The sequence below is a fragment of the Bosea sp. 685 genome, assembly GCF_031884435.1.
GTDB lineage: Bacteria > Pseudomonadota > Alphaproteobacteria > Rhizobiales > Beijerinckiaceae > Allobosea.
Map to the genome: position 1 here is coordinate 812,338 of NZ_CP134779.1, position 13,600 is coordinate 825,937.

Below are 13,600 nucleotides of genomic sequence, written 5' to 3' on the forward strand. Positions count from 1 at the left end.
ATCACGCGCTTCCACATACTTAGCGAAAGGTTTCGTTATGGCCGCTGGCACAGTTAAATGGTTCAATTCCACCAAGGGTTTCGGCTTCATTCAGCCGGATGATGGCGGGCAGGACGTGTTCGTCCACATCAGCGCCGTCGAGCGCGCTGGCATGCGCGATCTCCGGGAAGGTCAGAAGATCTCCTACGAGATGGTTCAGGACAAGCGCTCGGGCAAGATGTCTGCCGACCAGCTCCGCGCCGAGTGAGCCGCTAAGCCGCATCGGTCGGCATCGGAATTTGGGTTCGGCGACCACGGATGTACTGGCGCCTGAACCTTCCGGTTCAACGATGATGCGGTTCGATGAGGGGTCGGGGTTCATAGCCCGGCCCTTTTTCCGTCACTATAAATGCAGGAGACAGGCATGCAGGTTCTCGTCCGCGACAATAATGTCGACCAGGCCCTCCGGGTCCTGAAGAAGAAGATGCAGCGCGAAGGCGTCTTCCGCGAAATGAAGCGCCGTTCGGCTTATGAGAAGCCGTCCGAGAAGCGCGTCCGCGAAAAGGCCGACGCCATCCGCCGCGCCCGCAAGGTTGCGCGCAAGCAGATGCAGCGCGAAGGCTTGATCGCCGCGCCGAAGCCCAAGCCGAAGCCGGTCCGCGCTGGAGGCGCAGCGCCTGCGCGTTGATTTGGATACCAATTCGGCGCGATCTGGATTATTGGCCCCTCGCGGGGCACAGATCGCGCCCGTGACAACACGAGAGAAGGCTAGCCTTGAAGAACCCGAACGACCGCAGCTTCACTGATCGCAAGGCCAATTCCTCGGCCGCCAAGCAGGCGCTCCTTGAGCGTTTCAAGGCGAGGCCGGGTCCCGATGACCCGATCATGCAGCAGCGCCGCGCGGAGCGCCAGGCCATTGCCGATGCGCGCGCGGTTCGCGATGCAGAAAAGGCCGCCGCCCGGGTCGAAGCCGAGCGCCTGGCCGCCATCGAGGCCGCCCGCCTCGCCGAGGAAGAGCGCCTGGCCGAGATCGCCCGTGAAGTCGCCCGCAAGGCCGAGCAGGCCCGCCGCGACGCCGAGCGTCCGCGCAAGGTGCTGCTGGAAGCCGTGCAGTACGCCCAGCTCCGCGCCGCCGGCAAGGGCCGCCGCTGATATCAGACGATTGCCAGGGCGATGTCCGGTCCGTTTGGATCGTACGCTTGCCCTGGATTCTTACTTTTAGCGCATTATCTTGAAGTGAAGCGGTCAGATCCGCCTCGCTTGACGATGCTCTAGAGCAGTTTTCGATCCAAGTGGATCGTTCAACCGCTCTGGCTTCTTTGTATTAGAGCGTTTTCTTCACGCGAACGGGTATCCACTTCGCTCGAAAACGCTCTAGCTGACGGGGTTCTCGCTCGCGGCCGATCGGCGGCAGGAGGCTCGGCAGTCGACGATTCCGGCTTTGGCCTTTGCGCCTCGGCCGGCGTGACACGCCTCCTCTCAGAGAGACGGGTCGTTTCGGGCCGCACGGTCCAAAACGCGAATTCGCCTCTCGGCTCATAGCGCAGCATCGGAGCGAGCCGCCATGGCGACGCGAGGACTCTCCGCCGACGAAATCAAGCGGCGCGCGCAAATGGCCTTCGACAAGGCCGATGCACGCAAACAGGAAGCATCGCGCGCGATGGAGGCCGAGCAGGCCGAACGCGACGCTGTGATGCAGAAGACGGCTCGCCTGCGTGCGCAGCGCCTGGCCAAGGAAGCGGTGGAAGCCGAAACCGCGGCGATCGTCGCCGCTGAGCAGGCGCAAGCCAAGGCTGAGCAGATCGAAGCCAAGGCCGCGGCGAAAGCCGCCAAGACCAAGGCGAGCACCGACAAGATCGCCAAGGCGGCGGAAAAGCTCGCCAAGGCCGCCGAGAAGGCAAAGAAAGTCGCCGCGCGCGCCTAAAGCGTTTTCGAGCGAAGTGGCCGCCGGTTCGCGTGAAGAAAACGCATTAAAATAAAAAACGAGAGCAATTGAGCGATCCGACTGGGTCGGAAATTGCTCTGGCCGTCTGAGGCGCCGCCGTCGAGCCGCCCCGCAGGGCAGGCTCGCTTCACGAGAGCGTGACAACGGCTGTGCGCCGGCGCCGACATGCATCTGCGCAGCGCATCCCGGGTTAACCGGTTCGACCACCCTCCGCGACGGGTCGTCGAACCGAAAAGGTCTCACCCCAGAGATCTCAACCCGACAGGAGCAAGCGCCATGCGCTTCGTCACACGTCTCATGCTCGCCGCCACGTTTGCCCTTGGAGCTGCTACTCCGGGCCTTGCCCAGAACGTCAAATATGTCGGCGGCGCGGCAATGTATCCGCAGAAAAACATCGTCGAGAACGCGGTCAATTCGAAGGACCACACCACCCTGGTCGCAGCGGTCAAGGCGGCTGGTCTCGTTGATACGTTGATGACGCCGGGGCCGTTCACGGTGTTCGCACCGACCAACGCCGCCTTCAACAAACTCCCGCCTGGGACGGTCGCGACGCTGGTCAAGCCCGAGAACAAGGCGATGCTCACCTCGATCCTGACCTATCACGTTGTTTCCGGCCTCTATACCTCGGCCGATCTGATGAAGCTGATCAAGCAGGGCGGCGGCGAGGCCAAGCTGAAGACCGTCAACGGAGAGACGCTTTCGGTACTGCCTGGCCGCAGCGGCAAGAGCTTGTTCATCGCCGATGCCAAGGGCCACACCTCGCGCATCACCATCGCCAATGTGATGCAGTCCAACGGCGTGATCCATGTCGTGAACACGGTCGTGACGCCCTGAACGGTGCTGTTTAGAGCAATTTCCGATCAGATTTGATCCTTCAATTGCCCTGGGCCCTTGTCTAAACGCGTTTTCTTCACGTGAACCGGTGTCCACTTCGCTCGAAAACGCTCCAAGCAATATGGAAGCCCGCCCGGCCTGTGCCCGGCGGGCTTTTGCTATTGCGGCTCGGGATGCCTGGCATTCCAGGCCTGGGCATAATCATCGCACATCCGGTAGACGGTCTCGCGATCTGTGCAGCCGGATGGCTGTGAGCGGGACGCCAAGGCCTTCTGGAAGGGTGCATATCCCTGATGCGCCAGCCGCCACAGGCGGCGAAGCTCACTGAGCGGGTCGGTGTGGTCGTCAATGCGGAGATCGAAGCTCGCAACCGGCCCTTCCGACCAGATGCGCATGGCGCAGGATTGCCGGCCGCGCTTGTCGCCGCCCGCCTGTTCGCCCGCCTCCATCGCCACGAGCAGGCGCTCGTCGAAGTCGAGGCCGGGATTGGCCAGATAAGCCCGCAGCGTTGCTTCGACGACCTCCGGCCCGGTCAGCATATTCCCGGCGACTGAAACATGTGGGCCCGCCACCGCGCCGCTCCAGCCAATGCAATCGGTGCCCGTATAGGATGCGGCATTGCCGTTCCGATCCACGACATGGAGCTGCCGATGGGAGCGCCCCTGGTCGGCGAGCGTCAGGGACGCGACGATGTCATGCGAGGAACACCCCTCCTGCAGCATCCTCAACCCATCCACCCCATAGAACGGGTTGGCGAAGGCTTGCGTGGCGAGAACCCCTGTTCGCCCCGCGCCGTAGGGAACGACCGCACCGACTGCGAGTGCGCGCGAGGCGCAAGCCACACCAAAGGCGCCGGTTCTTTCGTCCTTCGCGACGATGGACCATGTCATGAAATCCCCCCGGGTATCAGTTCCGGCCCTTGTCACCCTGATAACGCCGGGCTGCAAGCCGGGTCCGAAACGGGTTGGAGGGGATTGTCCAGCCAAGTCTCCGCCAGCCAAGTCTCCGCCAGGCAGGTCCCCGCCAGGCAGGTCCCCGCCAGGCAGGTCCCCGCCAGGCAGGTCCCCGCCAGGCAGGTCTCCGCATTGGACTACGGAGCTGAAGGTCCGTTCAGGGCCACAGCAGCACGGATGAGCGCCTTGAAGGCATCTGGGTCGATGTCATCGCCCTCATGGAGATCGATGGCGCGTCTGGTGTTGCCTTCGAGGCTGGAGTTGAACAGGGCTGACGGATCATCGAGCGAGGCGCCCTTGGCGAAGGTCAGCTTGACCAAGCTTTTATAGGTCTCGCCGGTGCAGATGATGCCGGCGTGTGACCACACCGGCACGCCCCGCCATTTCCACTCCTCGACCACGTCCGGGTCCGCCTGCCTGATGAGCGCACGGATATGGGAGAGCGTCTTGCCTCTCCAGTCGCCCAATTCCGCGATTTTCGCATCGATCAATCGCGCAGGGGATTCGCTCGAAGGGGATTCGCCCGTGGTTGGTGCACTCTCTTTCATATCGGCGCTCCTCCTCGGCTGCTTCTTCTATGCGTTCGATGGCGTCGCAAGACACTCTGCCAGCGCCTCCGTCAGACGGTCGAGCTCCGGCTTTGACCCGATGGTGATTCGGATGAAGCCGGATAGGCGCGGACCGGAGAAATGTCTCGACGAGCACGGCGCGCTCGCGCAGCGCCGCAGACAGAGCCTGGCCGGTGTGGCCGGGGTGGCGGGCGAAGACGAAGTTGGCGCTGGACGGCAGCACATCGAAGCCAAGCCGGATCAGAGACGCGGTCAGGCTCTCCCGATTGGCGATGATGGCCGATCGCGTCTCTTGGAAATAGGCCTCGTCCTGGATGGCGGCGATGGCGCCGGCCTGGGCCGGGCGCCCGAGCGGGTAGGAGTTGAAGCTGTCCTTCACCCGCGTCAGGGCTTCGATCAGAGCCTGGTCGCCAATCGCGTAACCGACGCGAAGGCCGGCGAGCGCGCGCGATTTCGACAGGGTCTGAACCACCAGCAGATTGGGATGGTCGCGGATCAGGGGAATGGCGCTGTCCGCACCGAAATCGACATAGGCCTCGTCGATCACCACAGGTGCGTCGGCCCGCGCGCTCACGAGCTGTTCGATCTCCGCCCGCGGCAGCGCGATCCCCGTCGGCGCGTTCGGGTTGGGAATGATGATGGCGCCGCCCCGGTCGAGATAATCGGCGATGCGGAGGCGCATCGCGTCGTCGAGCGGGACCGTCTCATGGGCGATGCCGAACAGTCGGCAGTAGACGGGGTAGAAGCTGTAGGTGACGTCGGGAAACAGCAGCGGCCCGGGCTGCTTCAGCAGCGCCGCGAAGCTGTGAGCGAGCACCTCGTCCGAGCCGTTGCCGACAAAAACCTGTTCGGGCGCGACGCCGTGATGTTCGGCCAGCACCTCCCGCAGGCGCGTGGATTGTGGGTCCGGATAGAGGCGCAGCGTGTCGGTGGCGGCGGACCGAATGGCTTCGAGCACCATCGGGGATGGCCCAAACGGGCTCTCATTGGTGTTCAGCTTCACCAACCCTGGAATCCGCGGCTGTTCTCCCGGCACATAGGGCGACAGACCCCGCGCAAGCTCCGACCAATAGCGGCTCATGCAAGCCTCTCCCGCTGCCATCTCCACCGCGTGATGAGGGTTCGGATTTCTGCGGTCAAGTTCGCGGCCCCCTGGCTGCGGCGATCAGGGCATGCGCCATTTGAAGGAGGATCGCCGTCGCGTCGTCCTCGGCCAGAATCTGGGAGCTGACAAAGGCCCCGTTGATGACCACCGCCAACTGGGCGGCAAGCTCGTCGGGCCGGTCGAGCCGCAGGCGCTCGGCGATGCCGCGCAGACGGCGACGCAGTTCCTGCTTATGCGTTCGGGCAACGATCCGGGCCGGGTGATCCTCGTCGGGGAACTCGGCGGCGACGTTGAGTTGGGGACAGCCGCGATAATGGGGGCGGCCAACCCGCTCCCCGATCCAGGCCATGTGCGCCGCGAGCTCGGCTTCGCCGTCCTGTCCATGGCGCGTCGCCACGCGATCCCAGCACGCCCAGAAATCCTCATCCTCCCGCTGCAGGAACGCGGCGATGAGATCGTCCTTCGTGCGAAAGTGACGATAGAGGCTCGTCTTTGCGATGCCTGCCACCTCGACGACCAGATCGACGCCGACAGCGCGCACGCCCCGGCGGTAGAACAGGTCGGAGGCGATCGCGAGGATCCGCTCGCGCATGTCGGCCTGGCCGGTTTCCGTGCTGGGCCGGCCGCCCTCCTGCTCAGTCCTCATCTGGCGTTCTCCTTATGCCGGCAGAGATAGCAGCTTTGCGCTTGACGCGCTACAAACCTGTCTGTACCTAAAAGCAACAGACAGGTCTGTAGCGCGGAGGAAAACATGACTGACCAGCTTTTGAGAGCAGAGGGCGCCCGGCCGGCGGTTGCGGTCTACGGTGCCTCCGGACATACCGGCCGCTTCGTGGTCCGAGAGCTGTCGCGACGCGGCTTCACCGCCATCGCGATAGGGCGCGACGCAGCCAAGCTTGCGGTGGCCGACTTCCCCGGGGGCGTCAGACAGGTCGTCGCCACCCTCGAGGATCCCGCCTCGCTCGCCCGCGCCCTTGACGGGGCCGCCGCGGTCATCAACTGCGCTGGACCGTTCCTCGACACGGCCGAGCCCCTGGTCGCGGCGGCATTGCAGGCGCGCATCCATTATCTCGACGTGACGGCCGAGCAAGGCAGCGCCCAGGCGACCTTCGCGCGCTACGCCTCGGCCGCCGAAGCGGCCGGCGTCGTCGTCATCCCCGCCATGGGCTTCTATGGCGGCCTGAGCGACCTCCTGGCAACAGCCGCCATGGGCGACTGGACCCATGCCGATGAGGCGCGCATCGGGATCGCGCTGGATAGTTGGGAGCCGACCGAAGGGACGCGCGTCACAGGGCAGCGCAACACAGCCCGCCGCGTGACGATCTCCGGGGGGTGCTGCAGCCGCTGGCCGACCCGGCGCCGAATGCCGTCTGGTCGTTTGCGGAGCCCTTCGGCGCGCAGGAGATGGTCGAACTGCCCTTCACCGAGGCGGTCCTGATCGGGCGCCATCTTCAGCTCTCCGAACTCCACACCTATCTGAACACGGCGCCGCTGCGCGATCTTCGAGACGCTGCCACCCCTGCGCCGGTCGCCGCCGATGCGTCGGGACGCTCGGCGCAAACCTTCCTCGTGGAAGTCGAAATCCGGCAAGGAGGCACGGTGCGCCGGGCGGCGGCCCGCGGACGGGACATCTATGCGATCACCGCGCCTCTGGTCGTCGAGGCCGTCGAGCGAATCCTGGGCACCGAGACGGCACAAGGCGGCGTCTTCGCTCCGGGCGCGCTGTTCGACGCCTCGAGCTTCCTGGCAGCGCTCGCTCCCGACCTCGTCTTGTCCTGATCAGGGGCTGGGATGGCGCCCGCCATCAAGCGTCGCGCCTGCCCTGCAACAGACGGAAACACGAGAGACGGATTCAGATTTCAGCAGGGCTCACGAAGTGATCCCTGCTGAAATCTGAATCCGTCTCTCATCTAAGAGTTAGAGCAGGATCTATGCGAAAAACCGGTTCCCACTTTTTCGCATCCTGCTCTGGTGCAATGCGTGGGGCTGACTAATCTCGTTTCCGATTGAACCTTCCACGCGCTCGCTGCGACCAACTCTTGCGAGCCGGAATGCCGGGCCTTGAGGCGATGCATACGGAATCGGACGACGACCTCGTCAAGCGGATCGCCTCGGGCGACCGGCTCGCAATGCAGGTGCTGTTCTCACGGCACCAAATTCGGGTCTACCGTTTCGTGCTGCGGCTCGTCCGCGACGAGACGATGGCGGAGGATGTGATCAGTGACGTCTTCATGGATCTCTGGCGACAGGCTGATCGTTTCGAGGCACGCGCCTCGGTCGCGACCTGGCTGCTCGCGATTGCCCGCAACAAGGCCTATTCGCTGCTGCGCAAGCGGCGCGAGGCCGGTCTCGACGACGACTTCGCCGAAAGCATCGAGGACGAGGCCGACGACCCCGAGATCGTGCTGCAGAAGCAGGACAAGGGCTTGGCGATCCGCGCCTGCCTCGGCAAGCTCAGCCTCGAGCATCGCGAGGTCATCGACCTGGTCTATTATCACGAGACTTCGGTCGAGGAGGTCGCCCGCATCGTCGGCATCCCGGAGAACACGGTCAAGACACGCCTTTTCCACGCCCGCAAGAAGCTGGGTGAACTGCTCAAAGTGGCGGGCATCGACCGGGGCTGGCCATGACAGACCGCTCGACCATTCCTCCATCGCGGCCGTCTGGCGCGATTGTCTGCGCTTCCGGTGCTCACGGACGGATGTCCGCTCCGCTCCGGTTCTCGAAAACCACGCCAGCCGACTCACGCTGGCGAATGCTCGAACGATCTGTTGGGGAGGCACGCTATGACCGATAATCTCGCGACCGACCCGAAGCGCGTCGAACTCGAGCAGCTGCTGCCCTTCTATGCCAATGGCCGGATCTCGGCGGCCGACAAGCTGCGCGTCGAGACGGCGCTCGCGGCTGATCCCGAATTGCGCCTGCGGCTCGACATCGTCCGTGACGACATGGCCGAGACCATCCTGTTCAACGAGCAGCTCGGCGCGCCGTCACCTCGGGCACTCGATCGTTTGATGGCCGGCATCGAAGCTGAGCCGAAGCAGGCGCCGCTATTGTCTCGCGCCAGGAGCGGCCTCCTGGGCTGGTTCGGGCAATGGCTCGCGGCCCAGCCGCCGCGTCGGCTTGCTTATGCCAGTGCCGCAGCGCTCGTGCTGATCGCGCTCCAGGGCGTGGCGATCACTGGTCTTGCCGTACGGGGCGGTGGCGGCGGTTTCGAGACCGCTTCAGTGCCGGGCGTGCAATCCTCTGACCGCTATGTGCTCCTGAGCTTCGCGCCCGAAGCCAAGGCCGGCGACATCGCCGCCTTCTTCAAGCGCTACGATGCTTCGGTGGTCGATGGGCCGCGCGCCAATGGCTTCTTCAAGGTCCGCATCGGCGACGCGAAGCTGACGCCGGCGCAAGTCGACGCCATCGCGGCGCGGATGAAGGCGGAGAGTGCCGTCGTCAGCTTCGTTGCGCCCGCACCCTGACAGCGCATCATTCGCCGCCGAAACGGCGTTTATGCTATTATGAACCGGGAAGAGGGACGAAGGTGATGTCACGCTTTGTCGATCGCTTCGTCATGATCCGCGCTGGTCTGCACCTTCGGCATGGCGTGGCACTGGTGCTCCTGCTCGGCCTGCTCGCGCCTATCAGTGAGCTCCGCGCCCAGACCTATGGCGGGCGCGATTTCGATTATCCGGCGACGCGGCAGGGCGTTACGCGCAGCCAGCTGGTGCCGCGCGCCCAAACCGCGGTCCCAACCTCTCGTGAGAGCGCGGTGCCTGGCCGCGCTTTGCCCGGCCGCGCCTATCCCGGCAGGGTCGGGCGCGTCGAAACCGGGCGGCCCGGCCGCCCGCCGCGCTATCCGGGCCGGGGCGGCGGCTGGGGGCCTGCCGCGGCCGGCATCGGCGCGGGGATCATCGGCGGCATCATCCTCGACCAGGCGGCACGGCGGCCGGTCTACGACCCTTATGAGCCCGAGCCGGCTTTGCCGCGCCGGCCGAGGCGGCCGATCATCCTCGATGGTGACGATCTCGACGAGCCGCTGCTGCGGCATCCGCGTCGGCCAACTCCGGTGCGCGCCGCCGCGCCAGCGCGCCAGGCTCCGCCGCCTGCGCAGACCGCGCGCCCCGCCCCGGGCCAGCCGCGCATCATCGTCCCGGCCGCGAGCGAGCGCCGTTTCGTGGCCGACGAAATCCTGGTCGAACTGGCGCCCAACGCGCAGGCCGACGCGGTCCTGCGCCGTCATCGCGCCACCCTGATGTCGAGCCGCCGCTTCGATCTGGCGGGCGTCACCATCATCCGGGCGCGTTTGAACGACGGCCGCAGCGCCCGCGTTGTGCTGTCGCAGATGGCGGGCGACGCCCGCATCGCCAGCGCGCAGCCGAATTATCTCTATACGCTCCAGCAGGACGTGCCGAAGCCGGACGCCCCCAAGGAAGAAGCCGCCAAAGCCGCGCCGGAATCCGCGAGTGCCGCCAACGAGCCAGCAGCCTCGCCGCCGGCAAAGGTTGAGGATACGGGGCCGGTTCTGGCCGCGCCGCCCATCATCGCACCGCCCGATCTGCCGCCGGTCGCGCCACTGGCCTCTGTCGCTCCCAAGCGCGAACTGCAGCCGCAATATGTCGTCGAGACCTTGCATTTCGACGCTATCCACAAGCTGGCGCGTGGCGACAAGATCCGTGTCGCGGTGATCGATTCCGGGGCGGATCTGACCCATCCCGAATTGCAGGGCGTGCTCGCCGGCAGTTTCGATGCGGTTGGCGGCGATACCGCGCCCCATGCCCATGGCACCGCGATGGCGGGCGCGATTATGGCGCAGGCGCAATTGCAAGGCGTCGCCCCGGCGGCGCGCCTGCTCGCCGCGCGCGCCTTTTCCGGCAACAGCGCGCCGGCCTCGGCCAACGGCACGACCTACCACATCCTCTCGGCGCTCGACTGGGCGGCGGGGGAGGGGGCGCGGGTGGTCAATCTGAGCTTTGCCGGCCCGCAGGACCGCTTGCTGTCGCGTTCGCTTGCCGGGGCCAAGAGCAAGGGCATCGTCGCGGTCGCGGCTGCCGGCAATGGCGGCGCGAATGCCGCCCCGCTCTATCCCGGCGCTGACCCCAACGTTATCGCCGTCACCGCGACCGACGCTCAGGACAAGCCTTTCGCGCAGGCCAATCGTGGCAGCTATATCGCGGTCGCGGCGCCGGGCGTCGACGTGCTCGCGGCCGAGCCGGAGGGGCGCTACGCCTTCTCCTCGGGCACCTCGATCGCAGCCGCCCATGTCTCGGGGCTGGTGGCGCTGCTCCTGGAGAAGCGCCCGGACCTCGACCTGGAAGGCGTGCGCAAGCTCCTGATGGACAGCGCCATCGATCTTGGCGGCAAGGGCCGCAACCCGATCTTCGGCGCCGGCCGCGTCGACGCACCGGCCGCCCTGGCGCGGGCGCTGCCGGTCTCGGCGGCGCGGCCTTGAGGTATTCAGTTGACTTCATCCACGGCAGTCATTCCGGGGCTTCGCGTAGCGAAGAGCCCGGAACCCATAACCGCTGTCACTGCCGAACGAGGCGGTTCGGTCGAGCACGCGGTCTTTTCCACCTGCGGTTATGGGTTCCGGGCTCGACCCTGTGGGCCGCCCCGGAATGACGGCGAGGATGTGCTTTCGGGAAGCCCACGAAAAATCTTCGTCCCCCTTTGAACCTTCCACGCTCCCGCTGCGACCAATGCTCATGGAGGGCGAATGGTTCGCCCCCGACTGGACCTCGGGAGATACCATCATGACCAGCTTCAAGAAGACCGCTGCTGCTGCGCTTGCCGCCCTCACCCTCTCCACCGCCATCATCGCCGGCGCGGGCAGCGCCGAGGCCTATCCGCGCCATCGCGGCTGGGGCGTCGGCGCCGGCATCGTCGGAGCGCTCGCCGTCGGCGGCCTGCTCGCGGCTTCCGCCAACCGCGCCTATGCCGAGCCCGTCTATGACGAGGACGCCCCTGTGCGTCGCTGCGAGATGGTCGAGCGCGTCAACCGCTTCGGCGAGGTCATCGGCTACCGCAAGGTCTGCAGCATCGACTGAGCCCGCGCTTCACGATGGATCGTCCGATCGGCTCCCTTGGCTAAACGCCGAGGGAGCCGTCGGCGCTTTGCGGGGGAGGGAGCTAAGCCCCGCCCTCCGCGAACTGCTCCAAGGCCGAAGGGCGCGAGCGTGTCTGCCAGAGTGCGATCAAGTGCTCGGCGTTCTCGTCAGGCGGCCGGGCGCTGTCGAATTCGGCGTCGTAGGCGCAGTAGGCGTGTATGGCGTGGTAGTCCCGGCGGGCATCGCCGATCGGCCGATCGGCTCTCGCGATCTCGCGGCGTTCCAACTCCTCCAATGAGCAATGGATGCCGACGAAGAACACGTCATATCCTTTCAGGAGCCGGGCGGTTCGCTGCAGCCACTCGCGATTCTCCATGATGTATTCGACGATGAGATTGTTGCCGCAGTCGAGATAGGCGGTCAGCGATCGTTCGAAGCCAGCAAAGAAGCCACCCCGGACCTCGGCCCATTTGAATTCGCCGCTCTTGATGCGGGCGGATGGCAGGACGCCGGCATCGCGCAGATGGTCGACCGAGATATGCCAGAAGAGCTCACCGATCCTGGCCTGGACGGTGCGGGCGAGGGTGGATTTCCCGCTGCTGGAGGCGCCGTTGATGAGAATGACCTTTCCGGCTGTCACGGTGCTGCGTTCCGATCTTTTGCGGCTGGGCGGTTGGTCTCAAAGCGTATCCGTCGTCGCTTCATCCATCCTCGCCGCAATCTCCAGGTCATGATCAGCCATTGCTGTTGCGGGATGGATAGGCGTCAGCCCATGACTTGCGTAGAGCGCCGCCAGCCCATCCCAGTCAGCAAGCACGATCCGGTACAAGCCGCTGTAGACAAAATTCCTGGCAGCGATTTCGACGGCCTTCTCGCGGCCTAGAAACCCTGCCGTGGCTTCAATCTCCAACCAGTTGACGATCAGGTGCAGATAAGACGACTGAGCGCTGTGAGCTCCTTCGGGAAACGCGACAGGCACGTTTGGATAGCGATGCAGCAATTCCGCCCAGATCGTTTTCCAGCCATCATGGTGAGCGTGCGAGTACCATGTGACATACCAATGCATCTGCTCGTGCAGATACAAGGACAGCAGCGCGGATTCCTCACGAACCATCGTGTTCAATGTCAGAACCGGATGGCTATGCGAGATTTCTCCTGGCGCGATCCGCACCGGATGCGTGTATTCGTATTGTGCCAGGTCGTGGTCCGCGCGCAGCTTCAACAGCATGCTGCGAATGCGCTCGGAAACCTTCCGTGTTTCCGACAGGTCGATTGCGACAGTATCGGTCGAGATGAGCATGAGCTGCACTCGCATTTGGGACAGGCTGTCACAAGGGGCACAAGGGCCTGTGCCAAATCAAATGTCGTATTGTGGCTGACGGGTCGGCGGCCTGTTCGTAGTCTTTCTAATCGCGCCTATGACGAGCCGGCCCATGACGAGGATGCGCGAGTTCGCCGCTGCGATATGGCTAAGCGCATCAGCTGCGGCATCTTTGCGGTCGCCTCAATACATCAGGCCCTCTGCCGCACTCTTTCCATTGCCGCGGCCAAGCCGGCGGTTGGGCTGCTCAGCGGCTCGGGGCCCTTCTTCACCAGCCCGGCTGCGCCTGCCATCGACGCCTGGGCCAGGGCGACGATCGATGCGCCGTCATCATAGGCCGTGTCGGCCGCGTTCGCGACGGCCGCGAGATATCCGTCCTGGTCTCCGGCCTTGAACAAGGCCCATGCGCCGGCGACGAGGCGGACATCAACAGAGGCTCCCGATCGCCTGGCCGCTTCGGCAAAGAGCACCGTCGTCGGCCCCATGGTCGTTTCGACGGCGCAGAGAGCGATGACCTTTCCGCCGACACGCGCCGCCCTCTCAGCCAAGGCGCCGTCCACTCTCAGGACGGGCACACCGGCAGCTTCCTCAACGGTGGCAACAGCAGGCCCCAGCGTCGAGCAGGTCAGGATGACAGCGTCGGCGCCATGACAAAGCTCCAGCAGCACCGCACCCGTCGTCTTGACGATTTCCGGGGTGAGCCCGCCTGCGGCTTCCGCTGCCGCGAGAAGCTCCGCCCGCACCTGATGACGAAGAACCCCTTTGGCGATTCCAAGCGACTGGGCGGCGGCGTCGAAAACGGTGACATTGCTTTCGGCGGTATGCAGGCAGGTTATTCTCATAACGTTGTCTTTCAAGA

17 protein-coding genes and 1 pseudogene are annotated in these 13,600 nt (G+C 65.2%); 11 read left to right on the plus strand and 7 right to left on the minus strand.

Annotation, left to right across the window (positions count from 1 at the left end):
• Positions 1 to 37: 37 nt before the first annotated feature.
• The 5 genes from RMR04_RS04830 to RMR04_RS04850 all read left to right on the plus strand — a co-directional run bounded on the left by RMR04_RS04830 (position 38) and on the right by RMR04_RS04850 (position 2,758).
• Complete coding sequence (locus tag RMR04_RS04830) at positions 38 to 247, plus strand: cold-shock protein (protein WP_068179468.1); 210 nt, start codon at positions 38 to 40, stop codon at positions 245 to 247.
• 156 nt (positions 248 to 403) lie between these two features.
• Positions 404 to 667, plus strand: a complete 264-nt coding sequence (rpsU, locus tag RMR04_RS04835) for a 30S ribosomal protein S21 (protein ID WP_069693190.1) — start codon at positions 404 to 406, stop codon at positions 665 to 667.
• 86 nt (positions 668 to 753) lie between these two features.
• Complete coding sequence (locus tag RMR04_RS04840) at positions 754 to 1,131, plus strand: DUF6481 family protein (RefSeq protein ID WP_311913273.1); 378 nt, start codon at positions 754 to 756, stop codon at positions 1,129 to 1,131.
• 460 nt (positions 1,132 to 1,591) lie between these two features.
• The gene (locus tag RMR04_RS04845; RefSeq protein ID WP_311913274.1) at positions 1,592 to 1,903 is read left to right on the plus strand and encodes a hypothetical protein; all 312 of its coding nucleotides are present in this window, start codon (positions 1,592 to 1,594) and stop codon (positions 1,901 to 1,903) included.
• 297 nt (positions 1,904 to 2,200) lie between these two features.
• The gene (locus RMR04_RS04850; protein WP_410492199.1) at positions 2,201 to 2,758 is read left to right on the plus strand and encodes a fasciclin domain-containing protein; all 558 of its coding nucleotides are present in this window, start codon (positions 2,201 to 2,203) and stop codon (positions 2,756 to 2,758) included.
• Positions 2,759 to 2,916: 158 nt separating this feature from the next.
• Here RMR04_RS04850 and RMR04_RS04855 read toward each other — a convergent pair whose 3' ends face one another.
• The 4 genes and pseudogenes from RMR04_RS04855 to RMR04_RS04870 all read right to left on the minus strand — a co-directional run bounded on the left by RMR04_RS04855 (position 2,917) and on the right by RMR04_RS04870 (position 6,031).
• Positions 2,917 to 3,648, minus strand: a complete 732-nt coding sequence (locus RMR04_RS04855; RefSeq protein ID WP_311913275.1) for a DUF1028 domain-containing protein — start codon at positions 3,646 to 3,648, stop codon at positions 2,917 to 2,919.
• A gap of 200 nt (positions 3,649 to 3,848) precedes the next feature.
• Positions 3,849 to 4,259 carry a DUF1801 domain-containing protein gene (locus tag RMR04_RS04860; protein ID WP_311913276.1) on the minus strand — a complete coding sequence of 137 codons (411 nt, stop codon included), beginning with the start codon at positions 4,257 to 4,259 and terminating at the stop codon, positions 3,849 to 3,851.
• Between the two features lie 27 nt (positions 4,260 to 4,286).
• Positions 4,287 to 5,361, minus strand: a pseudogene (gene hisC / locus RMR04_RS04865) (histidinol-phosphate transaminase).
• A 55-nt stretch (positions 5,362 to 5,416) separates the two neighbouring features.
• Complete coding sequence (locus tag RMR04_RS04870; protein ID WP_311913277.1) at positions 5,417 to 6,031, minus strand: TetR/AcrR family transcriptional regulator; 615 nt, start codon at positions 6,029 to 6,031, stop codon at positions 5,417 to 5,419.
• Positions 6,032 to 6,136: 105 nt separating this feature from the next.
• Between RMR04_RS04870 and RMR04_RS04875 the strand changes: the two genes are divergently transcribed.
• From RMR04_RS04875 to RMR04_RS04900, 6 genes are all read left to right on the plus strand, one after another.
• Positions 6,137 to 6,823 (plus strand): saccharopine dehydrogenase NADP-binding domain-containing protein, encoded by a 687-nt coding sequence (locus tag RMR04_RS04875; protein WP_311913278.1) that lies wholly within the window; start codon positions 6,137 to 6,139, stop codon positions 6,821 to 6,823.
• Positions 6,790 to 7,164, plus strand: coding sequence for a saccharopine dehydrogenase family protein (locus tag RMR04_RS04880; protein WP_311913279.1), 375 nt, complete (start codon positions 6,790 to 6,792; stop codon positions 7,162 to 7,164). Before RMR04_RS04875 ends, RMR04_RS04880 begins: the two co-directional genes overlap by 34 nt.
• 272 nt (positions 7,165 to 7,436) lie before the next feature.
• Positions 7,437 to 8,015 (plus strand): sigma-70 family RNA polymerase sigma factor, encoded by a 579-nt coding sequence (locus tag RMR04_RS04885; protein ID WP_311913280.1) that lies wholly within the window; start codon positions 7,437 to 7,439, stop codon positions 8,013 to 8,015.
• Between the two features lie 156 nt (positions 8,016 to 8,171).
• Positions 8,172 to 8,855 (plus strand): hypothetical protein, encoded by a 684-nt coding sequence (locus tag RMR04_RS04890; RefSeq protein ID WP_311913282.1) that lies wholly within the window; start codon positions 8,172 to 8,174, stop codon positions 8,853 to 8,855.
• A gap of 65 nt (positions 8,856 to 8,920) precedes the next feature.
• Positions 8,921 to 10,825, plus strand: coding sequence for a S8 family serine peptidase (locus RMR04_RS04895; protein WP_311913284.1), 1,905 nt, complete (start codon positions 8,921 to 8,923; stop codon positions 10,823 to 10,825).
• Between the two features lie 301 nt (positions 10,826 to 11,126).
• Positions 11,127 to 11,420 (plus strand): hypothetical protein, encoded by a 294-nt coding sequence (locus RMR04_RS04900; protein ID WP_311913285.1) that lies wholly within the window; start codon positions 11,127 to 11,129, stop codon positions 11,418 to 11,420.
• 82 nt (positions 11,421 to 11,502) lie between these two features.
• On the opposite strand, the gene RMR04_RS04905 is transcribed toward RMR04_RS04900, so the two are convergent.
• From RMR04_RS04905 to RMR04_RS04915, 3 genes are all read right to left on the minus strand, one after another.
• Positions 11,503 to 12,060 carry a chloramphenicol phosphotransferase CPT family protein gene (locus tag RMR04_RS04905; RefSeq protein ID WP_311913286.1) on the minus strand — a complete coding sequence of 186 codons (558 nt, stop codon included), beginning with the start codon at positions 12,058 to 12,060 and terminating at the stop codon, positions 11,503 to 11,505.
• Positions 12,061 to 12,099: 39 nt separating this feature from the next.
• Entirely contained in the window at positions 12,100 to 12,720 is a 621-nt protein-coding gene (locus RMR04_RS04910) for a hypothetical protein (RefSeq protein ID WP_311913287.1), read from the minus strand.
• A 212-nt stretch (positions 12,721 to 12,932) separates the two neighbouring features.
• A complete protein-coding gene (locus RMR04_RS04915; protein WP_311913288.1) occupies positions 12,933 to 13,598 on the minus strand; it encodes an aspartate/glutamate racemase family protein in 666 nt (221 codons plus the stop codon).
• Positions 13,599 to 13,600 lie beyond the last annotated feature (2 nt).

Coding starts and splice junctions, on each gene's coding strand:
- RMR04_RS04885 (WP_311913280.1), top strand. CDS start 7,437: ATGCCGGGCCTTGAGGCGATGCATACGGAATCGGACGACGACCTCGTC.
- rpsU (WP_069693190.1), top strand. CDS start 404: ATGCAGGTTCTCGTCCGCGACAATAATGTCGACCAGGCCCTCCGGGTC.
- RMR04_RS04850 (WP_410492199.1), top strand. CDS start 2,201: ATGCGCTTCGTCACACGTCTCATGCTCGCCGCCACGTTTGCCCTTGGA.
- RMR04_RS04890 (WP_311913282.1), top strand. CDS start 8,172: ATGACCGATAATCTCGCGACCGACCCGAAGCGCGTCGAACTCGAGCAG.
- RMR04_RS04910 (WP_311913287.1), bottom strand. CDS start 12,720: ATGCTCATCTCGACCGATACTGTCGCAATCGACCTGTCGGAAACACGG.
- RMR04_RS04880 (WP_311913279.1), top strand. CDS start 6,790: ATGGTCGAACTGCCCTTCACCGAGGCGGTCCTGATCGGGCGCCATCTT.
- RMR04_RS04900 (WP_311913285.1), top strand. CDS start 11,127: ATGACCAGCTTCAAGAAGACCGCTGCTGCTGCGCTTGCCGCCCTCACC.
- RMR04_RS04855 (WP_311913275.1), bottom strand. CDS start 3,648: ATGACATGGTCCATCGTCGCGAAGGACGAAAGAACCGGCGCCTTTGGT.
- RMR04_RS04895 (WP_311913284.1), top strand. CDS start 8,921: ATGTCACGCTTTGTCGATCGCTTCGTCATGATCCGCGCTGGTCTGCAC.
- RMR04_RS04860 (WP_311913276.1), bottom strand. CDS start 4,259: ATGAAAGAGAGTGCACCAACCACGGGCGAATCCCCTTCGAGCGAATCC.
- RMR04_RS04845 (WP_311913274.1), top strand. CDS start 1,592: ATGGCCTTCGACAAGGCCGATGCACGCAAACAGGAAGCATCGCGCGCG.
- RMR04_RS04830 (WP_068179468.1), top strand. CDS start 38: ATGGCCGCTGGCACAGTTAAATGGTTCAATTCCACCAAGGGTTTCGGC.
- RMR04_RS04875 (WP_311913278.1), top strand. CDS start 6,137: ATGACTGACCAGCTTTTGAGAGCAGAGGGCGCCCGGCCGGCGGTTGCG.
- RMR04_RS04870 (WP_311913277.1), bottom strand. CDS start 6,031: ATGAGGACTGAGCAGGAGGGCGGCCGGCCCAGCACGGAAACCGGCCAG.